Genomic DNA, 20638 nt, shown 5'->3' with positions numbered 1-20638 from the left:
GGATAGCGGATCGTCCGGGAGACCAGGCTGTCGACACGCCCCTCCAGGCATGTGCACAGGCTCAGGGGGATATTTCCGGAAACGAAGACCTCGTAGAGGCTGTCGTCGAGACGGAGCTGCTCCTGCTCGGACAGGGGAGGCAGGCGCGTTACCTTGCGGTTGATCAACGCGGTCGAGGGCTGCAGATATTCGCGCAGCAGGGCATCGACATCCCAGGTGAGGCCGTAGCCGAACCGATTGGTCGAATGCCGTGGCAAGGTGCCGATCCGGACATTCACCTCGCTGCCTTGCATCACACCCCTGGACAAGAGGTCCAGCACCAGCGGCGAGATCAATCCTGGCGATACACCGCATTGCGGAACGAAGCAGCTGGAGGCCGACCCGGCCTCGCGTCGAACGGCCTCGAGGCCGGGCGTATCATCGCTCAGATCAAGGTAATGCACGCCGCTGCGCCGGGCGGCCGCGGCTATGGGAGGTGTCGCGGATGATGGCAGCGCGGCCACCACCGCGTCGGACCGGGCCAGCAGGCTGTCCAGCTTGGATGGGTTGGCGGGATCGATGTCCACCAGGCGCAGATTGAGATTGCGAGCGCTTACCCGAGCCGGCTCCGTCGGATCCACGATCACGACGTCGAACTCCGGGGCCTCGCGAAGCAGGACCGCCAGCGCCGAGCCAATTCTGCCGCCGCCAACGATCACGACGGAAAACGGGCGGTGTTCCTCCCCAAGCCTGTTCATCGGTTCATCAGGCATGGAAGCGCGACAGGAACGCTTTCAGGCGCTCGTTGCTCGGGCTGCGCAGAATATCGGTCGGCGAGCCCTCCGCCGCGATGCGCCCGGCTTCCATGAAGACGATCCGGTCCGAGACGTCGGCCGCGAAGGAGATCTCATGGGTGACGATAACCATCGTCATTCCCTGATCCGCGAGGCTGCGTACGACGCCGAGAACCTCGCCGACCAGCTCGGGATCGAGCGCGCTCGTGACTTCGTCCAGGAGAAGGGCATCCGGCTGCATGGCCAGGGCCCGCGCGATCGCGACGCGCTGCTTCTGTCCGCCGGAAAGCTGGTTCGGCCAGGCATCGCGCTTATCGGCGAGCCCGACCTTCGCGATATAGTCCATCGCGATCTCGACGGCCTCGGCGCGGGGCTTGCGCTGCACGATGATCGGTCCTTCGATCACGTTCTCCAGAACCGTCTTGTGGGGAAACAGATTGAAGTGCTGGAACACCATGCCGACATGGCGCCGTAGCTCGCCCTGGCCCATGAAATGGGCATCGCCGACATGTTTGAGACCAACGCGCCTGCCGCGGAAGAGGATATCGCCGGCATCGGGCCTTTCCAGCATGTTCATGCAGCGGATGAAGGTGGACTTTCCCGAGCCGGAAGGGCCGATGATCGAGAGGACCTCGCCGGCTTTCACCGCCAGGTCGATGCCATGGAGCACCTTCAGGGCCCCGAAGTTCTTGGTGACGCCGGAGGCTTCCAGGAGGGAGCCGGACGAAGCGGACGAAGGCTTGGAGGTCGACGAAGGTTTGGAGGTCATGGAACGCCTTTCCTCAATTGCCCGCGCGCATGCGGCGCTCAACGACGTCGGCGAATTTCGTGACCGGGAACAGGATGACGAAATAGAGGATCGCGACAGCCGTATAGGCCTCCAGCGGTCGATAGGTCTGCCCGTTCACGACGGTCGCCATATAGGTGAGGTCGGCGACCGAGATGACCGATACGAGTGAGGTGTTCTTGAACTGCGTGACCGACTGATTGATGAAGGCGGGCATCATCCTGCGGATCGCCTGCGGCAGGACGATCCTGCGCATGACTTGCCATCCCGACATGCCGATCGCGGCGCCTGCTTCGGATTGCCCCTTGTCGATCGAGACGATGCCACCCCTGAAGACTTCGGCATAGAATGCGGCCGCATAGAGCGACAGCGTCGTCATCGCAGCCGCCCAGTTCGGGATGTCGATCCCGAGAATCAGCGGCAAGGCGTAATAGATCCAGAGCAGCTGCACGAGCAGGGGCGTGCACCGGAACAGCTCCTGGAAGCCCTGTGCGAACCAGTTCAGCGGTCCATTGCCCGACAGCCGCGCGAAGCAGACCGCCAGGCCGAGGATCAGGCCAAGTGCGATCGAGCCGATCGTATAGACGACGGTGATCCACGCCCCCCACAGGAAGAGATCGCTCGCCTGGAGGATCGGGGCAAAGCTCCACGTATACATGTTCTCTCCAGCCTTCCGTGGAGGCGGCCCTCGCGGGCCGCCTGGGAGTTCAGCCGCCGAAGCCGAAGCCTTCGGGCATATCGTCCAGCGTGATGCCGAATGGCTCCAGGCTGTTCACGATCCAGGTCTGGTTGTTGCCGATGCGGCGGTTGTATTCGGCCCAGGAGGAGATGAAGGCCTTCCACTTCTCGTCGGTTCCCCAGTTCATAGCCACCACCGAAGGGGTGGAGAGCACGGGCTGCGGCACCATGACCTTGCCGATGCCGCTGGCCTTCTTGGCCATGACGAGGCCGTTGAGCATCGTGTTCACGAGGCCATCGGCCTTGCCGGTGACGACGGCGACGATCGCTTCGTCGCGGGACTTGAACCGAAGCATCTTTGCCTTCGGCAGGTATTGCTGCGCGATGAGGTCCTGGGAGGAGCCGAGATCGACGGCAAAAGTGTATTTGGGATCGTTGAGCTCGGCCCAGCTCCGCTTCGACAATTCGGGCTTCGGCGAGACGATGACGAAGCTGTTGAAATAGGTCGGCTGGGAGAACGCGACCGACAGCGCCCGTTGCGGCGTCGCGGTGACGCCCAGGGCCAGATCAGCCTTGCCGCTCTGCACGTCCAGGATCGAATTGGGCCAGGTCGATTCAACGACCTGCAATTTGACGCCCAGCGTCTTGGCGATGTCCCTGGCCATCTCGATGGCAAAGCCGCGCCATTCGCCGGTCCGCGGATCCTTGTTGAAATAGGGATCCTCGTTGAGAATTCCCGGGATGCGCAGAACGCCGCGAGCGCGCACGGCTTCCACGGTATCCTCGGCTCTGGCCGTTCCCGAAAGCGCCAGCAGCGAGAGGCCGGCGGCGCAGATTGCCCGAAGGACTTGTTTCATGGGTCTAAACTCCGTTCCCCGCCGATGTACTCGGCCTTGCTCCGATATCCGGATTGACGGCAGCGTAGGCGAGCCACCCTCGCGAACAATGCGAGAGTAGCCCCGCTTCCTACCGGTTTTTTTATATGTTGGCGGTTGTCTCGTAGGTCTTGAGGCTCGCCTCGAGCGACGCAAGGCTCTCCGGGCGCAACGGGGCGAGCGGCGCTCGGATTTCGGTGCTGATGGCCCCGGTGCGGGCGAGCGCTGCCTTCAGCGGTACTGGATTGCTCTCGATGAAGAGATGTCCAATCACGTCGAACAGAGCCTCATGAAGGCGCCGAGCCTTGTCTGTCTCGCCAGCGACCCAGGCCTTGTGCAGAGCGACGATGTCCTTGGGCAGCAGGTTCGAGGCGACGCTCGTCACGCCGTCGGCACCGACCGCGAGGAAGGGCAGGGTGAGCCCATCATCGCCTGAGTGGATCACGAATTCCTCACCGAGGGCACGGCGCAGTTCGGTGATCCTCTCGACCTTGCCGCCGGCCTCCTTGATGCCGACGATGTTGGTATGGGCTTTCGCCAGGCGCGCCGCCGTCTCCGGCGCGATTTCGACTCCGGTACGTCCCGGCACGCTGTAGAGCATGATCGGGATCTCCACCGCCGCAGCAATGGCGGAGAAATGGTCGAACAGGCCGGCCTGAGAAGGCTTGTTGTAATAGGGCGTGACGATCAGGAGGCCGTCGACGCCCAGCGCCTGCGCCCGCACGGCTTTCCCGATGGCCAGGTTCGTCGCGTTGGATCCTGCGCCGGCCATCACGAAGGCTCGGCCTTTGGCCGCTGCGACCGTGGTGCGAATGACGTCCTCTGCCTCGCTGTCAGTCAGGGTCGCGGCCTCKCCCGTGGTGCCGACCGGTACAAGCCCGGCCACACCCGCTTCCAGCTGCTTCTTGATCAAGGCTTCGAGCGCCGGGGTATCGACCGCGCCGTTCCTGAACGGCGTCACGAGAGCGGTGAAGACGCCAGCCATGCGCTGACGAAGTTGCTTATCGATCATTGTGCAATTCCCTTTTCCCGAAGCCTCAGTCGATGACGACCTTGGTCTCGCTCATTTCCCGCAAGGTCATGTGGATGCCCTCGCGTCCCAGGCCGCTGGACTTGATTCCGCCGAACGGCACGTTCTCGGCCCTGAAATCGGGGCCCTCATTGATCATCACGCCACCGACGCGCAGTTCGCGCGAGAAGCGTTTGACCAGCGCGTGATCGTTGGTGAAGACGCCGGCCTGGAGGCCGTAGATGCCGTCACTGACCTCGGCGATGACGCTGCCGACATCGCTGAAGCGGCGGACTGCCAGAACCGGGCCGAAGGTTTCGGAGCGCACGAGGTCCGTGCCTTCCGACACGGCGTCGAGGAGCGTCGGAGCAAAGAGCGTCCCCTTCCGGACGCCGCCTGCCAGCAGCTCTGCCCCATCGGTKACCGCCTGCCTGACACGCCGCTCCACCTCCATGGCGGCCTGCTCATCGATGACGGTTCCCATGACCGTGTCCGCATCGGCCGGATCGCCCGTGCGAACGGCCTCGATTCTCGCGACGATGCGCTCCAGCATGGTTTCGCGAATGGAGTCGTGAAGGAAGAGGCGCTTCACCGCAGCGCAGCTTTGCCCGGCGATCTCGAAACGATGGCCAATGGCGACGTCGGCCGCGCGGTCCAGATCGGCGTCGGGCATGACGATCAGCGGGTCATTGCCACCGAGCTCCATCAGGCAACGGACCAGGCCGGATGCGTTCTTCAGCGCCAGCCCGGCTGCGGGTCCGCCGGTGAAGCTCAGAATGTCGATATCGCCGCCGGCAATGGTCGCGGCGACCTCGGCGCCCCCATGCACGACGGTGAACAGGCCTGCGGGAAAGCCGGCCTTGGCAGCGAGTTCGGCCAGGCGCGCCGCCGCGAGCGGCGCCTTCGGTGACGGCTTGGCAACGACCGCGTTGCCGGCCGCGATCGCGGGACCGAGCTTATGGCAAAGCAGGTTGAGCGGATAGTTGAAGGGCGTGATCGCCCCGACCACGCCGGCGGCCTCATAGGTGATGGACGCGAACTTGCTGGGCGCGCCGGGCACAATTGCCGTCGGCAGCACCTCGCCATGCAGCACGGTCACCGCATCGCCGGACAGGCGCAGGGTGTTCTGGGCGCGACGGACCTCATTGCGGGCCTCCGCGATCGTCTTGCCGACTTCAGCGCAGATGATTTTGGCCATATCGTCGGCCTCATCAGCGAGAAGCACCGCGAGGCGGTAGAGCAAGGCCTTGCGTTCCGCCGGAGTGCTGAAGCGGAACTCGCGCCACGCCCGGCGCGCGCCTTGCAGAGCTTTTGCGACCGCGACCTCATCGGCAACCGCGACCTGACCAATTCTGGYGCCCGAGTAGGGATTGAACACCTCGATCTGTGGGGATGCGGTTGCGGCTGCGGGACGTTTCACAAGGGTGATGGTCACGGTCTAGGACTCCAGATCGTCTGTTTTCAGGTCGGCAAGTGCTGCCAAGGACACCGGCCGCAGGGGCCAACGAGGTGGGATGGCCGAAGGCACGGCCTCGCCGCGCAGGGCGGCGATCGTCGGGCCGCAGAAACGCCCCTGGCAGACACCCATCCCGAACCGCCCCATGAGGCGGATCTCCCGAGTCGAGGCATCGTCCGGGAGCRATCTGAAGTCGGAGAGGCGACGCGCCTCGCAGCGGCAGATCAGCGTCTCGGGGGTTGGCTCCGGCAAGGCGGAGCGGAACAGGTTGAAGAGGGCGGCCTGGACATTCCGCGCCGCCGTCAGCCTGGCCTCGACTTGCCCGTCGGGACGCCGCATCCCCAGACGCGCGAGGACCGTGCAGGCTGCACGGCGGCCGTCCAGGATGGCCGCGTCCGCGCCCAGAACCTCGCGCCCGTCGCCGGCAAGGACAACGGGAACGGCCCCGTCAGGATCCGAAAGGGGTATGCCGACCCGGTTGGGCTCGATGCCGTCATGCACCAGCACATGCCGGGCGCGCAGACGATGAAGGGAGCCACTGCGCCTGACCCGAATGTCCAGACCCGCATCATCCTCGCGAACGGAGAGGATGTCGGTTCCGGTCCGGTAGGGGACGCCCTGCGACAGGAGCGTGGCGGCGTAGGAAGCCGCCTCGCCGAGTTGCGGCCCTGCCCCGACCATCTGCAGCAGGGCGTTGAAGCGAAGCCATGGACGCCCTCGCTCCAGCACCGCGACCGGCGGGTTGCCCGCCTTGGCAAGCTGTGCGGATACGGCAAGAAGAAGGGGGCCTGTTCCGGCGACCAGGATGGGCCCCGTCGGTGGGACGCCGGTCTCCTTGAGCAGGACCTGAGCTCCGCCCGCGGTCATGACGCCCGGCAGGTCCCAGCCCTCGAACGGATGGATCTTCTCAACCGCTCCGACAGCGATGACTGCCGCGCGGACCGTGCGGGCAAAAACCCTGCCGGCCGCCCGATCGTCGAAGAGATGGCGGCCATCGCCGTCGACGCCCAGGAAGACGGTGTCGGTGCGCAATTCGATGCGGCTGCCGGCAGCCTCGATACGCTGGGCGAGCTCGGCCCAGTTGCGTCGGTGCCGGGCGGGCGTGTGCACGGCATGGGCCGCGCCGCGGGCCGCCTGGCGGTGGATCGCGCCGCCCAGTTGATCGCGCTGCTCGACCAGAAGCACACGCAATCCAGCCTCTGCGAGAGTGGCCGCAGCGCTTGCTCCGGCGGGCCCGCCGCCGACGACGAGGATCGGAATGTCAGTCATTCCGCCCCCCAACCGAGGGCATGGACCCAATTCTCAACCCATCCCTGGCGGGCGTCAGGCACGCCTCGACCGGTGCGCCACCCTCGACCGAGACGACGCAAGCCTGGCACGCGCCGATGCCGCAGAAGACACGTCCGCGCACCGGCGCGCCTTCCGGACCGAGGCTGAGGATGCCGGCCCGGCCCAAGGCCGCTGCAATCGTCTCGCCGGGGCGGAAGGGCACGACGCGATCGTTCCAGAATATCCGCGACATCATTGGCAGGCCTCGACCCCGGCAAATCGAGCGGGTGTCAGCATCGAAAGATCGGCGGCGAGCGGCCGGTCCAGGACTATTCGCGCCGCGGATTCGCCCATGAAGGGACCAAGGCAGATGCCGTCGCCCTCGAAACCGGTCGCGACGACGAGCCCATCGACATGCGGGTGCCTGCCGATGATCGGCAGCCCATCACGCGAGGCCGTCCGCACGCCCGCGAATGTTCTCACCACGCGCCGCGCCCCGAGCGGTGGATAGAGATCAAGGGCTGCCCGCAAGATGGCCGACACGGTCACCGCGTCTGTTCGATGATCGCTGCGATTGTCCTCTCGACTGCCGCCCAGAAGGAACTGGCCGGTCACCAGCGGGTCGATGACGAGGCCGATATGCGATCTGTCCAGAACGATGCCGCGCTTGGCCGCGAGATAGGAGGCGGCCATGAGATGCCCGTCGATGGCGGGACGCCCGGCACTTGCCCGATCGGTGACGACCATCTGTCCCTTCCGCGGGATAAGGATGTCGCCCAGGTTCAGGAGATGGGCCGATCCGATACCGGCCGCGACGAGGACCGCGTCCGCCGGCAGGACTTCGTCCGCGAGCGCGACGCCGACGGCACGGCCATCCCGCACCACGATCTCGGACACCGGCGCCCGGCGCCGCACGACGATGTCGCTCCGCTGCAGCAGGCGCGCCGTGATCTKGTACCCAAGGGCGTGGCCGTCATCGGGAATCTCGAGGGCGGCCGCGACGCGTTCGCCAAGACCGGGGATGCGGTTCATCAGGTCGGCTCGCGCGACCGCGATGACGCGTTCGCCGGCCTGGGCGAGGTCAGCGCCGTGCTGCGACACGAGTTCCGCTTCAAGGGCGTTCTGCGCGATCAGGAAGGTCGAGCGGCGATGGAACAGCCCTTGGAAGAGGCCGTCGGCTTCCAACTGACCGTAGAAGGCCCTGGCATGACGGGCGAGGTCCATCATCGGCCCCGGGCGCTTGCTGGCCACCGAGACCGCGCCGTCGGATGCGCCGGTCGCACCGGCTGCCGGGCCCGATGCATCCAGCAACGTGACCCTTGCGCCCGCGGCCGCGAGGAAATGGGCGGCGGCAGCACCGACGATTCCCGCGCCAACCACGGCGACATGCATTGAGGAGGGGCGGGCCATGACGGCGATCTTGTTTCCCAGAAGAGGTGCGCCGAACCTCTTCCGCTTCGCCCGGCCGGTCGATCCAAATGATCGGCGCCGACTTGCCTCATTGTTTGAAAGTGGCGGAAATCGCTCGGCTGTGGGACATGCAGGTCGCTTTCCTGGGAGGGGCTGCCATGCGTGACGCCAACCTGACGCTCATCCAAACGTTCTTCATCGTTGCGCGCGACGGCTCCTATTCCGCAGCCGCGCGCAAGCTCGGCATGAGCTATCAGTCTGCCGCCAATCATGTCCGGCGGCTTGAGCAGGTTCTGGGAGAGCGCCTGGTGGTCTCGGAGCAGGGCGCGAAGACGGTTATTCTGACGCCTCGCGGACGCAGCCTCTACAAGTTGCTGCTGCCTGAGCTGGATACGATGCTCGCCCGGCTCGACCGCACCCTGGACAAGGAGCGTCCGGTCCTGCGTATCGGGCTTCCGCAAGCCATCTTCTACTATCTCCTGCCGCCGGTCCTGGCCCGCTTCCGTGAGCGTTACCCCCAGGTGGAGATCGTGGCCTATGAGCGCGACACGTCGCTCCCGGAACTGATCAAKGACGGCAGCCTGGATGTCTGCATCACCGAACGGTATTTCGGGGACCCGAACGTTCCGCAGCACCTCGTCTGCACCTATCGGCCGGCGCTGATCTTCCCGACGTCCTGGGGGGATCCGCCTTCGCCGAGCAGCATCAAGGATTGGGCCACAGGCCGGCCGTTCGTGACCTATGAGCCAGGCCAGCTCCTTCGCAATCTCGCGGTCGACTATCTCAGGCMACAGGATTCCGAAATGGAGATCGCGATCTCGACGTCGGGCAGTTCGAGCGTCAAGCGATGTGTCGAGGCCGGCCTCGGCTTTGCGATCATTCCGGAATGGTGCCTGGAGGAGCAGGAGCCAAATGTAACAAAGGTTGATATAGATGGATTGCCGGAGATTCCGATTTACTTTGGTGAGGCAATTTTTCTATTCAATAATACCTATGTCAAATCGCTGAGGCAATTGTGTACGGATCTGATTAAATTCTATTAGAAGTCAAAATTTGCTTAGTTATTACAGATTTCGAGCATTGCATGAGGCCTTCCCTGATCGCTGGGTGGCACCTTGCTACAGGTGAATGCTCGCGAAAGCGAACGCGGCGACCTTCGCAGTCAGGTAAAGCGATCGGCTGCCGATGCTTCCGCGGGGGTTCTGGGCCACTCCGCCAGCCGCCTCAGCGGAGGTCGATGGTTGTCTCGACACTATGCTGAAGCGAGGGCGCATCGTCTGACGTGAGCGACATGCGCAGGCGCACGACGCGTCCTTGCAGGTTTCCCTCGCGTACGACGCGCTCGATCTCCCGTTGAGAGGTCAGCCCGACCTCCTTCAGGAACTTCCGGACGGCCATGTTGAAACGGTCCTCATCCATGATCGCTCTCCAAACTCGCTGMCAAGGGCCGCGTACATTGGTGATACACCCGGATGAGCTCACCGGCAGCACCCGCGCAATTGAGCGCGCATCGGCTTTCGGCGTCGGGGGCCGCTCAACGGTCGTCCAGCGCGTCATCCGGATGGATTGGGAAGACTGGCCGGCGGAGCTGCGTGTAGGGCAGCGAAGCGATCTTGCTGGTGCAGGGGCCGGATGTTGCAACCGTGTAGCTGCCCTTGGCGATCTTGTCGTAGGCACGCCGATGCGCGACGGCCGCCTTGACGCCGATCGCCTTCAGGGTCTCCGGGTGGATGCCCTGCGAGCGGAACTGCCCAAGGTCGAAGGGGGGTGTCTTGCGGCTGGTCAGCAGCACGCTGATCCCGCGTCCAGTGGTCACCACGGCAGAGGGCCCCATGCTGAAATGGGCGCCCTGGGAGGCGGCTAGATGGCTGTTCAGGTCCTCCAGCGCAAAGTCGCCATCGCTTGAGCTGACGAATCGGGCCTCGATTTCGACTGGGCCTTCGGCAATGGCGCTCCCCTTGCCGCCGACCGAGATCCTCCGGACATCGCCCGGCCTGGCATCAGAGAGCGCAGCAACCGCCGCGGCGTCGGCGATGGCAATGGCACAGTTCTCGACCTCATGGCGCAGGAACGCGCGGAGCACGGACGTGCCGTCGCCGGGCGCGCCGCCACCGATATTGTCCGCCGGCTCGACGACGATATAGGGGCCGCCCGGCAGACGCTGAATCTCCGCAACGGCGTCGTCGAGATCCCATTCGCTGGGCAGGCCGAAGGCGCGCAGGGTCGCGGCCGTTTCCGTGAGCCGCGCCAGCGCTCCACGCGCCTCAGCTTCCGCTCCCGTGGTCACCACGCAGAATGCGACGCCGGCCTCGGGAACATCGGAGAATGAATAGCCGCCGACGACGTTGACAGCCCAGATCGCGGGATCGTCGCTTTCGATCGCCCGAGCCATGGCCTCGAGCTCGCGCATCGGCCGATCGGCCGTTCCGGTTCCTGTCGGTGGCCACATGACGGGAGCGTTGCACGAATGCATGCGCGGAAGGCTGTTCTCGTTCAGGGCCCGTGCGAGCAGCTGCGCCGCGCGCTTGGCCGATTCCCGAGCATCGGTGTGCGGGTTCTCGCGATAGGCGACGAGGCCATTGGCGTGGGCAGCCATGGCCGCGGTGAAATTCGCGTGGAGGTCGAAGACACCGAAGACCGGCAGGTCCTCGCAGCCGGGCACCGCACGGATATGGGCGAGCAAAGCACCCTCCGGGTCGAGACATGCTGACGTCACCATGGCACCGTGCAGGGCGAGCCAGATGCCGTCGAGGCCGCCATCCGCAAGCGCTGCCCTGAGCCCTGCGTCGAACTCGTCTCGGAAGCGGTCGAAGACAGCCTGTTCGACGGTGCCCGAGGGCAGGGCCGTGTAGTCGATCGTCGGTACGACCTGCCACCCCTCGGCTTCGGCCACCTCCAGGAAACCATCGAGCGTGGATCCGTCTCCGCGCCGCTGCAACACCTCGCCACCGCGCCGGATCGTGAAGTCGGCGAGGCTCGTAACCTCGTCGATGAAGCTGTGCGTCTCGTGAAACAGCGCGGCGAGCAGGATGCGGCGGGGGCGTGCCATGCTGGGGAAACCAATCTCGACAGGAAGCGGCGTGGCACCATTTCGGACGCGGGGGCGTTCCGGATCAAGACGCCATTATTCCGTCAGGAGAAACCACTCTGCTTTGACAGGGGGAAGCGACCTCCCGTTAGATCCTGGCGGAGGAGCGGGACGGTGCGGTTGCGTCGTGTCGCCGAGCGGGGGCTATCTGCATGCGCGTCTTCGTTGCATCGCTGGCGACTGAAACCAACACCTTCGCTCCGCTCTTCGTCGATCGCAGCGCCTTTGAGGCGGCCTTCTACTGTCCGCCCGGTACGCACCCGGAAACGCCGACGCTGTGCTCGGCGCCGGTGGTCGCCGCCCGCCGCCGCGCTGCCAGCGAGGGCTACACCCTGATCGAGGGCACGGCGACATGGGCCGAGCCTGCAGGGCTCGTCTCGCGCGAGGGCTATGAAAGCCTGCGGGATGAAATTCTTAGCCAGCTTCGTGAGGCGCTCCCTGTCGATATCGTGCTGCTGGGGCTGCATGGCGCAATGGTTGCGCGCGGCTATGACGATTGCGAGGGCGACCTGATGGCGCGCGCCCGCGCGCTTGCCGGCCCCGATTGCGTCATCGGGGCCGAGCTCGACATGCATTGCCATCTCACCACTGAGATGGTCGATGCCGCTGATGTCATCATTGCCTTCAAGGAGTTTCCGCATACCGACTTTCTCGATCGGGCGGAGGATCTTCTCGAGCTCTGTCTGCGGACAGCGCGCGCGCAGGTGAAACCCGTCAGCGCTGTCTTCGACTGCCGCGGAATTGCGAGCTTCATGACAAGCCGCGAGCCAGGTCGCAGTTTCGTCGACCGTATCAAGGCGATGGAGGGCAGGGACGGTATCCTGAGCATCTCGGTCGCGCACGGCTTCCAGGCGGCGGACGTGGCGGATGTCGGCACGAAGGTGCTCGTCATCGCCGATCGCGATGCGGGCAAGGCGGCAGCGCTCGCCAAGACGCTTGGGCTGGAAATCCTGCGCTGGGGTCCCAGCGGTGCGGCGCCGAAGCACTACAAGCCTGATGAGGGTATCGAGGCGGCGCTGGCACTGGCGCAGGATGGCCGTCCCGTCATCCTCGCCGATCGCTGGGACAATCCCGGCGGCGGCGTCGCCGGCGATTCCTCCGTGATGGTCGAGGCGCTGCTCAGACGGCCGGAGGTGCCGGCCGCGATCGGGGCGCTCTGGGACCCCGTCGCCGTGAGCCTGTGCCGCGCCGCCGGGGTTGGAGCCGAGATTTCCCTGCGCTTCGCTGGCAAGGCTGCGCCGTCGTCGGGCCGGCCGATCGATGCCACGGTGCTGGTGACAGGCACGACGTCCGAGCTTGTGGTGCCCTTTGCGCAGAGCTGGGTTTCGCTCGGGCCGGCTGCGGCGATCCGCATCGGCGCTCTCGATATCGTCCTCGCATCGACCCGCGCTCAGACCTTCAGCCCTCCGGTCTTCACCAATCTCGGCATTGATCTGGCTGCAAAGCGGGTCGTGGTCGTCAAATCCTCGAACCATTTCCATGCGGCCTTTGCGCCGATCGCGGCCAGCGTTCTCTATCTCGACAGCGGCGGCCCATACCCACCGGACGCCAGCAAGATCGCCTACACCAAGATCCGCCGCCCATTCTCGCCGCTGGACCCGAACCCATGGCTCTGATCGCCCCCGGTGGCGCGCTGCCGCGTCTGTCACTCGCCGATATCGACGATCAACGCCTCGATGGGCTGAGCAAGGGGCTGCCGCCAGGCATATCGGGCCTGCGACTGGGCGATATCGGGACGCAAGGCTGGAATGTTCTGGCCGGCGACTTGCCGCTCCCGATTGCGGTGATCCGCGAGAGCGTGCTGAGGCGAAACAGCGTCTGGATGAGCGCGTTCACCGCAGAGAACGGTCTGGTGATCGCGCCCCATGGCAAGACGACCATGGCGCCGCAGCTCTTCGACCTGCAGATCGCCGACGGCGCCTGGGCCATTACCGTGGCGACGATCCAGCAGCTTCAGGTGTGCCGCCAATTCGGTGTCAGACGCGTGATCCTCGCCAATCAGCCTGTCGGACGCCAGGAGATCACCGCCTGCCTCGATGCCGTGATGGATGAGGGCTTTGCGTTGTATTGCCTGGCCGACAGCGTCGAAGGTGTCGCATTGCTGGCGGAGGCCGCCCGGCGCGCGCCGCCGCCATCGGGCAATCCGCTGCGCATCCTCGTCGAGATCGGTTTCATGGGCGGCCGAACGGGTGCGCGCAGCCGGGCCGAGGCGATGGCGATCGCCCGTGCCATCAGTGGGGCGGCTGGGCTGCAACTTGCCGGGTTCGAGTGTTTCGAAGGGTTACATAGTGTCACCGCAGGTGCCGACCGCCTCCTCGACGACATGATCGACGTGGCGTTGGCCGCCGAAGCGGAGGGTTTGCTCGGCCCCGATCCCATGGTGCTGAGTGCCGGCGGAACCGCCCTTTTCGATCGCGTCGGAGAAAAGCTGAACGCGGCGTCCTTTGCGCGATCCATCGTGAAGGTCCTGCGCTCGGGTTGTTACCTGACGCACGATTCAACAGCCTATGCCAGTGCATTCCGGCGCATCGTCATGGAAACAAGCCTGACCCTGCCGGCGGGCGGACTCGAGCCGGCGCTTGAGGTCTGGGCCTATGTCCAATCGCGGCCCGAGCGAGGTCGTAGCCTGCTCACCGTCGGCAAGCGCGACATCAGCTACGACGCAGGCATGCCCGTTCCCCTGCGCTGGTTCCGGCAGGGCATGAGCAATCCCGAGCCGATGCCGGCAGGGCACACGGTTCTCGCACTCAACGACCAGCACTGCCATCTCGGTACGCCGGAGGACAGCCCGCTCCAGGTTGGAGACATGGTCGGCTTCGGCATCGGTCATCCCTGTACGACCTTCGACAAATGGGCTCTGCTGATGCTGGTCGACGACGATTACGGCGTGCGCGGGGCCGTCAGAACGTTCTTCTGAGAGGCCCTACTTGGAAACCGTGTTTCTTGTTGCGAAACCAGGAATCCTTGACGCGAATTCTGGCGACTCCTAGCCTCCGTCGGAGAGAGGGATGATCTGCGGGCGGGAATCGGCGAGGGCGACAGGCGTCTCGCTTCATGCGGCGGGTGCTGATGGGAGATCAGCGTCTTGTAGGCTTCAGGCCGAGATCATGCCCTGTGATCATATGTGGAAGGATCGTTCGTGAAGCCTCCGTCATTCCCGATGATCGCCCCCGAGCCGGAGATGGCAGAGGAGCTATCGCGCCGCAGCCTGCTGCGGCTTGTGCTCGCCAGCAGTGCCATGGCGCTTTCGCCCGCGATCATGGTTGGCGATGCTGCGGCCGAGACGCCGGTTTCCGGTGGAACACTGACGATCGGCGCCGATGCCGACCCGATCGGGCTGGATCCGGTCACGCTTACGGCGTTCTCCTCCTATGATTTCACCAGCCTGATCTATACGGGGCTGCTGCGCTGGTCCGCGCAGATGAAGATCGAGCCCGACCTCGCGCTGAGCTACGATCAACCCGATCCCAAGACCTATGTCTTCCGCCTGCGGCAGGGCGTGAAATTCCACAATGGCCAGGATTTCACGGCCAATGATGTGAAGCACACCTTCGATCGTATCCTGAGCCCGGCTTCCGGCAGCCGCCTGCGGGCGTTCTATTCCAGCGTCGATGCGGTTACGGTCATCGACCCCTACACTGTCAAATTCCAGCTGAACGCGACCGATGCGGCCTTCCTGAGCAATCTGGCGACCAGCCCCAATGGTGCGATCGTCCCGGCCGGGGTCGAGAACCTCAACACCCAGCCCGTCGGAACCGGCCCCTTCGTGTTCGAGGCCTATCAGCCGAATCTGCAATTCTCGCTGACCGCGCATGCGGGCTATTATGAGAAGGGGCAGCCGCATCTCTCCAGGGTGGTGTTCAAGTTCTACAAGGACCAGGCCACGCTGACCTCGGCGCTGCGGTCGCGCGCGATCGACATGACCTGGCTGAAGGACCCGAAAGTCGCGGCTGCGATTGCGCGCACCTCGCCCAACCTCGTGTCCGCTCCCGGTCAGACCTCGCGGACCTTCCCGATCTGGCTGAACATGAAGGCCAAGCCCCTGAACGATGTCAGGGTGCGCCGCGCGCTTAGCCTCGCGACCGATCGCAAGGCCTGCCTCGACACGATCCTGGGCGGTTCGGGCAAGATCGGCGCGATGATCCCGGAAAGCCAGGTCGGCGGCTATGATGGCACCGGGGAACTGCCCTACTACAAGCATGATCCGGCAGCGGCGAAGGTTCTGCTGGCCGAGGCCGGTTATCCCGAGGGCATCGATCTCGGCAATTACATCATCGTCGCAGCCAACCCGCTCGACGTCGCCTGTGCGCAGATCCTGCAGCAGCAATGGCAGGTGGCGGGAATCACGGTCAAACTGACGCCGATGGAGACGGCACCGCTCTTGACCATGTGGAACACCGGTACGTGGCCGACGCTGCTCTCGGTCGCCCTGTCCTGGACGCCGGACTCGGACGCCACCCTTCAATACATCAAGTCGGACAGCGCTACCGGCAAGGGCACCGGATCGAACGATGCCGCACTCGACAGAATGATCCTGGAAGCCCGCGCCGAACTCGACCTCGGCCTGCGTGCGGCCAAGAACATGGCGATCCAGCGCCATATCGCCGACCAAGCCTACATCATCCAAGTCTACCAGTACCCGCTCCGCTGGGAGATCTGGTGGAACTACGTCAAGGATTACGTTCCGATCGCTGCGAATATCCGCTCCTTCGTGCGCACGGCATGGCTGAAAAAATAACTCCCCCGTTCGCTCTCGGCACATTGGGCGCCGGCCGATGACGCGCTTTGTCCTCGGCCGCCTCGCCTGGATGCTGGTCATCCTGCTGGCGGTCTCCTTCATTGCCTTCGCGATGATGCGGGCTTTGCCGGGCGATTTTGCCATTGCCGCAGCGGGCTCACAGAGCGTCGCACCGGAGGTTCTGGCGGCGATCCGGCAGGAGCTCGGGCTCGATCGACCACTGCTGGCGCAATATGGGGTCTGGCTCGGGCATGCCCTCCTCGGTGATCTCGGCACGTCCTTCGTGACGCGCCAGCCGGTTCGGCCGGAATTGCTCAATCGGCTTGCGGTGACCTTCCAACTGACGCTGGTTGCCGCGATCATCTCGATGCTGATGGGGGTAGCGACCGGGCTGGCAGCGGCGCGGATGCGTGGCGCGATCGACTGGATCGTGCGGCTCTACAATGGCGTTATGCTGGCCGTGCCGAATTATGTGGTCGCGACGCTGATCGTGCTGCTCTTCGGCCTCTATTTCCCGCAGATCTCGATCTTCGGCTACACGCCGTTTCTCGAGGATCCGCTCGCCAATATCGGTAGCCTGCTGTTGCCGGCGCTCGCCCTGGCCCTGGCGGTCTCGGTCACGATTTCCGAGAACACCCGCGCTGCCGTCCTCGAGGTGGCCAACCAGGATTTCGTCATGGTCGCTCGCGCGAAAGGGCTGCCTCCGGGCAGGATCCTCCGCGACTACCTCGTCCGCAACGCCTTGACGCCGGTCATCACCGCAACCGGTCTCAAGATCGCAGCCMTGCTTGGCGGCAGCATCCTGGTCGAGACCATCTTCGCCATTCCCGGAATGGGCCAATATCTCTTCGATTCCATCAATAGCCGCGACTATCCGGTGATCCAGGCCATCGTCCTGACGGCGTCGGCGATCGTGGTCGTGGTGAATACGATGATCGACATCGCCTATGCACGGGTCGATGCGCGGGTGAAGCTGTGAGGGCCGTGTCGCAGGAGGGAGTTCAGGAGCGGGCTCTTGGCGCGTGCGCTCCCAAGGCGCTGCGGATCACGCAAGGCGGCCTGCTGCTGGGGATCGGGCTGGCAATGCTGGCCACGATGTTGATCGTCACGATCTTCGCGCCCTTCCTCGTGCCGTTCGATCCGTCCGCGACCTCGCCCGACTCTCTTGCCGGAGCCAGTGCGCGCCACTGGCTCGGTACGGACTCGATCGGTCGCGATGTCCTCAGCCGGCTGATCGTCGGTGGCCGCACGACCCTGCTGATCACGATCACGGCCGTCTTTATCGCCCTCGTCGGAGGTCTCGTCCTCGGGTTGCTCTCCGGCTATCTGGGCGGCCTGGTCGATGACGTGATCATGCGCGTCCTGGATGTGGTTTTCGCCTTCCCGGTGCTCCTTCTCGCGATTGCGGTCGTTGCGGCGCTTGGACCGACCATTCCCAATCTGATCCTCACCATCGCCATCGTGTACACGCCGGCAATGGCCAGAGTGGTGCGCGCGCCCGTGCTCAGCGTGAAGCAATGGGACCATGTCGAAGCGGCGCGCAGCATCGGCATGAGCGAATTGCGGCTGGTTCTCCGCCATATCCTGCCGCTCGTCGTCTCGCCGATCCTTGTCGCGACCAGCCTGACCCTGTCTCAGACGATCTTCACGGTCACGGCCCTGTCCTTCCTCGGGCTCGGGCCGCCGCCGCCAGACCCGAACTGGGGTGGCATGCTGTCCGAAGCGCGGCAATTCATGGAGCTGGCACCGCTGACCGTGATCGGCCCCGCCGCCGCGATCGTGTTCGCGACGCTGACCTTTATCGTCCTGGCCAATGGCCTGCGCGACGTGCTCGATGTCGGGAGCGTGCGATGATCCGCACCGGCCCTCTCCTCAGCGTCCGCAACCTGACCGCCAGCGTCACGACGCGCCGGGAGGTCATCCAGGCCGTACGCGGCATCTCCTTCGATATCGCTGCCGATGAAGCGGTCGGTTTCGTCGGCGAATCCGGCTGCGGCAAGAGCGTCACGGCCAAGGCGCTGATGCGGCTCACCCCCGAAGGCACCTCTGTCGCGCTTGGCGGCGAGGTCAGCTTCCTGGGGCAGGACATCCTGGCGAAGAGCGAAGTCGATATGCGGGCTCTGCGTGGGCGGCGCATCGCCATGGTCTTCCAGGATCCGATGACGTCGCTCAATCCGGTGCTGAGCATTGCCGCGCAAATGACCGACATGCTGCGCCACCACACCGGGCTGTCCGGCAAGGCGGCACGCGAACGCTGCATCGAACTGCTCGATCAGGTCGGGATACCTGATGCGGCGCGGCGCCTGGACGATCATCCGCACCAGTTCTCAGGCGGGATGCGCCAGCGCGTCATGATCGCGATGGCCATCTCCTGCGAGCCGGACCTGCTGATCGCCGATGAGCCGACGACGGCGCTCGACGTCACCGTGCAAGCGCAGATCCTGCGCTTGCTCCTGCGGCTGAAGGAGGAGCGCGGCATGGCGTTGATGCTGATCACCCATGATTTCGGCGTCGTGGCCGGCATGGTCGACCGGGTCAATGTGATGTACCGCGGCGAGATCGTCGAAGCCGGAGCGATCGAGAGGGTCTTCGCCGCGCCGCAGCACGCCTATACGCGCGCCCTKCTCGATGCCGTGCCGCGTCTCCAGAGCACCGGGCCGACGCGATGACCGCTCATGATCCCGCCGCACTCGCCGAGGCGCTGCCGCGGCCACTGCTTCAGGTCCGCGATCTGTCGGTGCGCTTTCCCGGCAGGGGCGACGGCAAGGCGCTGAAGGCGGTCGATCGTGTCTCCTTCGATATCGGACCCGGCCAGACGCTCGGGCTCGTCGGCCAGTCCGGGTCGGGCAAGACCACGACCGGCCGGGCGATCCTGCAGCTGCAGAAGACATATTCGGGCTCGGTGAAACTGCTCGGCGAGGAATTGACCACGATGCTGGCCGCACGATTGCGGCAGATGCGGCGCCATATGCAGTTCGTGCTGCAGAATCCGTATTCGAGCTTGCACCCGCGCATGACGATCGGACAGATCCTGCGCGAGCCGCTCCAGGTGCATCGCTCGGTGCCTCCTGCCCGGCTGCAGGACCGTGTCGCTGAGCTTCTGGACCTGGTCAGCCTCGACCCGGGCATGATGCAGCGCTACCCGCACGAATTTTCCGGCGGGCAGCGCCAGCGCGTCGTCATCGCCCGGGCCCTGGCGGTCAGCCCGGATTTCATCGTCTGCGACGAGCCGGTCTCGGCGCTCGACGTCCGCACCCAGGCGCAGATCGTGGACCTGTTGCAGTCACTTCAGGCGAAGCTCGGCCTGTCCTATCTGTTCATCGCGCATGATCTCGCGATCGTTCGCGAAGTCGCCCATCACGTAGCGGTCATGTATCGCGGCCGGGTCGTCGAAATGGGCAGCGCGGCTCAAGTCTATGACAGCCCCGCCCACCCCTATACGCGCGTATTGCTGGATGCAGTGCCGGTGCCCGATCCCGTCCGCCAGCGCGAACGGCTCCAGCGGCCGCCGCCGGATCTGCGCTTTCTCGAAGGCGATGGCGGGGGCTGTGTCCACGGCGACGATCACGCGAGCAGCAACACTGCGGAGTGGCACGAAGTCGCGGCAGGTCACGGCGTCTCGTGCCGCTATTGGCCGCGCCGAGAAGCGCTGTCTCGTGAGCCAGGCGAGGTCGGGAATACAGGTTTGCCGGTCCTGTGAAGATCGGAGCGGTTTCTTCTTGCGAAACAGAGAATCCTTGACCCGAAATAGCGCCGTCAGTACGTTTTTCCCATGTTTTCGCGCATTGCGACAGGTTCAACCGGCGTGAGCGCTCAATAACGAGGTGTGCGACCCATTGAGATCGCCTTGCCGTTGCGGCTGGCGAACCGTCGTTTTCCGGGAGGAATTCTGTGCGCCTGGCCTTGATTCACATTGTGCAGGAAACGAACGACTTCAATCCTGTACCGACCACGCTCGCGGATTTCGAGGCATTCGGCCTGTATGAGGGGGCCGAGATCGCGCGTCAGTTTGGCGAGATCGGGCAGATCGGCGGTCACTATGCAGCGGTGGCTGAATCCGGCCTTGCGGTCGAGACGATCCCGATCATCAGGGCCTGGAGCGTCGCCGGCGGCCGGATCACGCGCGCGGCGTTCGACTTCTTCCAGGACAAGATCCGGACCGGGCTCGCGGCTGTCGGCCCGATCGACGGGCTCGTCCTGCAACTCCACGGCGCCGCTGCTGCCGAGGATATCGACGATGTCGAAGGCGAGCAGGCCGAGCTCTGCCGTTCGATCCTCGGATCCGAGGTCCCGATCCTGCTTGGCCTCGATCACCACGCCAACATCACGCGCAAGATCATGGCCAATTGCACGGCGATCGTCGGGCATCGTACGCAGCCGCATGACGTCTTCGATACCGGCAAAATCGGGACGGCTCTGTTGCTCAAGATTCTCGCGGAGAAGCGGCGGCCGGTGATGGCCTGGCGCAAGATTCCGCTGCTGTCGCATCAAGAGCAGTTCCTGACGTCGAAGGGGCCGATGAAGCGCTGGTTCGATCGGGCCCGCGAGCTGGAGG

General features: G+C 65.0%; 20 protein-coding genes. 9 read left to right on the top strand and 11 right to left on the bottom strand.

Annotated features, from left to right (window positions below):
- The 9 genes from AC1DJT_RS18730 to AC1DJT_RS18690 all read right to left on the bottom strand — a co-directional run.
- Positions 1 to 737 (bottom strand): saccharopine dehydrogenase family protein (locus tag AC1DJT_RS18730; RefSeq protein ID WP_476834622.1); only part of this gene is annotated, 737 nt, incomplete at its 3' end.
- Positions 738 to 744: 7 nt separating this feature from the next.
- Positions 745 to 1542 (bottom strand): amino acid ABC transporter ATP-binding protein, encoded by a 798-nt coding sequence (locus AC1DJT_RS18725; protein WP_441492124.1) that lies wholly within the window; start codon positions 1540 to 1542, stop codon positions 745 to 747.
- Positions 1543 to 1555: 13 nt separating this feature from the next.
- Entirely contained in the window at positions 1556 to 2218 is a 663-nt protein-coding gene (locus AC1DJT_RS18720; protein WP_441492123.1) for an amino acid ABC transporter permease, read from the bottom strand.
- A 49-nt stretch (positions 2219 to 2267) separates the two neighbouring features.
- Complete coding sequence (locus AC1DJT_RS18715) at positions 2268 to 3095, bottom strand: transporter substrate-binding domain-containing protein (protein ID WP_441492122.1); 828 nt, start codon at positions 3093 to 3095, stop codon at positions 2268 to 2270.
- 121 nt (positions 3096 to 3216) lie between these two features.
- Positions 3217 to 4125 (bottom strand): 4-hydroxy-tetrahydrodipicolinate synthase, encoded by a 909-nt coding sequence (gene dapA / locus AC1DJT_RS18710; protein ID WP_441504217.1) that lies wholly within the window; start codon positions 4123 to 4125, stop codon positions 3217 to 3219.
- Between the two features lie 25 nt (positions 4126 to 4150).
- On the bottom strand, positions 4151 to 5557 hold the full coding sequence (locus AC1DJT_RS18705; RefSeq protein WP_476834621.1) for an aldehyde dehydrogenase family protein: 1407 nt from the start codon (positions 5555 to 5557) through the stop codon (positions 4151 to 4153).
- A 3-nt stretch (positions 5558 to 5560) separates the two neighbouring features.
- Positions 5561 to 6847, bottom strand: a complete 1287-nt coding sequence (locus tag AC1DJT_RS18700) for an FAD-dependent oxidoreductase (RefSeq protein ID WP_476834620.1) — start codon at positions 6845 to 6847, stop codon at positions 5561 to 5563.
- A complete protein-coding gene (locus AC1DJT_RS18695) occupies positions 6840 to 7103 on the bottom strand; it encodes a 2Fe-2S iron-sulfur cluster-binding protein (protein WP_441504220.1) in 264 nt (87 codons plus the stop codon). The genes AC1DJT_RS18700 and AC1DJT_RS18695 overlap by 8 nt, the downstream gene beginning before the upstream one ends.
- Complete coding sequence (locus AC1DJT_RS18690) at positions 7100 to 8257, bottom strand: NAD(P)/FAD-dependent oxidoreductase (protein ID WP_476834619.1); 1158 nt, start codon at positions 8255 to 8257, stop codon at positions 7100 to 7102. Before AC1DJT_RS18690 ends, AC1DJT_RS18695 begins: the two co-directional genes overlap by 4 nt.
- A gap of 68 nt (positions 8258 to 8325) precedes the next feature.
- Between AC1DJT_RS18690 and AC1DJT_RS18685 the strand changes: the two genes are divergently transcribed.
- Entirely contained in the window at positions 8326 to 9300 is a 975-nt protein-coding gene (locus tag AC1DJT_RS18685; RefSeq protein WP_476834618.1) for a LysR family transcriptional regulator, read from the top strand.
- Positions 9301 to 9481: 181 nt separating this feature from the next.
- Here the strand turns inward: AC1DJT_RS18685 and AC1DJT_RS18680 are convergent, their stop codons facing one another.
- On the bottom strand, positions 9482 to 9676 hold the full coding sequence (locus AC1DJT_RS18680) for a DUF6494 family protein (protein WP_441504221.1): 195 nt from the start codon (positions 9674 to 9676) through the stop codon (positions 9482 to 9484).
- Positions 9677 to 9791: 115 nt separating this feature from the next.
- Complete coding sequence (locus AC1DJT_RS18675) at positions 9792 to 11306, bottom strand: M81 family metallopeptidase (protein ID WP_441504222.1); 1515 nt, start codon at positions 11304 to 11306, stop codon at positions 9792 to 9794.
- A 191-nt stretch (positions 11307 to 11497) separates the two neighbouring features.
- Here AC1DJT_RS18675 and AC1DJT_RS18670 point away from each other — a divergent pair, with 191 nt between their 5' ends.
- The 8 genes from AC1DJT_RS18670 to AC1DJT_RS18635 all read left to right on the top strand — a co-directional run.
- Positions 11498 to 12961, top strand: coding sequence for a M81 family metallopeptidase (locus tag AC1DJT_RS18670; protein WP_476770595.1), 1464 nt, complete (start codon positions 11498 to 11500; stop codon positions 12959 to 12961).
- Positions 12952 to 14262, top strand: coding sequence for an alanine racemase (locus AC1DJT_RS18665; RefSeq protein WP_441504224.1), 1311 nt, complete (start codon positions 12952 to 12954; stop codon positions 14260 to 14262). The genes AC1DJT_RS18670 and AC1DJT_RS18665 overlap by 10 nt, the downstream gene beginning before the upstream one ends.
- Positions 14263 to 14484: 222 nt before the next feature.
- Positions 14485 to 16083 carry an ABC transporter substrate-binding protein gene (locus AC1DJT_RS18660; RefSeq protein ID WP_441504225.1) on the top strand — a complete coding sequence of 533 codons (1599 nt, stop codon included), beginning with the start codon at positions 14485 to 14487 and terminating at the stop codon, positions 16081 to 16083.
- A 37-nt stretch (positions 16084 to 16120) separates the two neighbouring features.
- Positions 16121 to 17062, top strand: a complete 942-nt coding sequence (locus AC1DJT_RS18655; protein WP_476834617.1) for an ABC transporter permease — start codon at positions 16121 to 16123, stop codon at positions 17060 to 17062.
- Between the two features lie 5 nt (positions 17063 to 17067).
- Positions 17068 to 17937 (top strand): ABC transporter permease, encoded by an 870-nt coding sequence (locus tag AC1DJT_RS18650; RefSeq protein ID WP_441504227.1) that lies wholly within the window; start codon positions 17068 to 17070, stop codon positions 17935 to 17937.
- On the top strand, positions 17934 to 18752 hold the full coding sequence (locus AC1DJT_RS18645; protein ID WP_441504228.1) for an ABC transporter ATP-binding protein: 819 nt from the start codon (positions 17934 to 17936) through the stop codon (positions 18750 to 18752). Before AC1DJT_RS18650 ends, AC1DJT_RS18645 begins: the two co-directional genes overlap by 4 nt.
- Positions 18749 to 19783 (top strand): ABC transporter ATP-binding protein, encoded by a 1035-nt coding sequence (locus tag AC1DJT_RS18640; protein WP_441504229.1) that lies wholly within the window; start codon positions 18749 to 18751, stop codon positions 19781 to 19783. Before AC1DJT_RS18645 ends, AC1DJT_RS18640 begins: the two co-directional genes overlap by 4 nt.
- Positions 19784 to 19974: 191 nt before the next feature.
- Positions 19975 to 20638 (top strand): M81 family metallopeptidase (locus AC1DJT_RS18635; protein ID WP_476834616.1); only part of this gene is annotated, 664 nt, incomplete at its 3' end.

It is taken from the genome of Allobosea sp. 05T422_2, assembly GCF_056396265.1.
Note: the sequence above shows the minus strand (reverse complement) of the source record. Positions and strands in the feature narration are given on the sequence as shown.

What these genes read in the sequence shown, in the direction of transcription:
- AC1DJT_RS18725 (WP_441492124.1), bottom strand. Translation starts at nt 1,542, where the DNA reads ATGACCTCCAAACCTTCGTCGACCTCCAAGCCTTCGTCCGCTTCGTCC.
- AC1DJT_RS18720 (WP_441492123.1), bottom strand. Translation starts at nt 2,218, where the DNA reads ATGTATACGTGGAGCTTTGCCCCGATCCTCCAGGCGAGCGATCTCTTC.
- AC1DJT_RS18715 (WP_441492122.1), bottom strand. Translation starts at nt 3,095, where the DNA reads ATGAAACAAGTCCTTCGGGCAATCTGCGCCGCCGGCCTCTCGCTGCTG.
- AC1DJT_RS18695 (WP_441504220.1), bottom strand. Translation starts at nt 7,103, where the DNA reads ATGATGTCGCGGATATTCTGGAACGATCGCGTCGTGCCCTTCCGCCCC.
- AC1DJT_RS18680 (WP_441504221.1), bottom strand. Translation starts at nt 9,676, where the DNA reads ATGGATGAGGACCGTTTCAACATGGCCGTCCGGAAGTTCCTGAAGGAG.
- AC1DJT_RS18675 (WP_441504222.1), bottom strand. Translation starts at nt 11,306, where the DNA reads ATGGCACGCCCCCGCCGCATCCTGCTCGCCGCGCTGTTTCACGAGACG.
- AC1DJT_RS18670 (WP_476770595.1), top strand. Translation starts at nt 11,498, where the DNA reads ATGCGCGTCTTCGTTGCATCGCTGGCGACTGAAACCAACACCTTCGCT.
- AC1DJT_RS18665 (WP_441504224.1), top strand. Translation starts at nt 12,952, where the DNA reads ATGGCTCTGATCGCCCCCGGTGGCGCGCTGCCGCGTCTGTCACTCGCC.
- AC1DJT_RS18640 (WP_441504229.1), top strand. Translation starts at nt 18,749, where the DNA reads ATGACCGCTCATGATCCCGCCGCACTCGCCGAGGCGCTGCCGCGGCCA.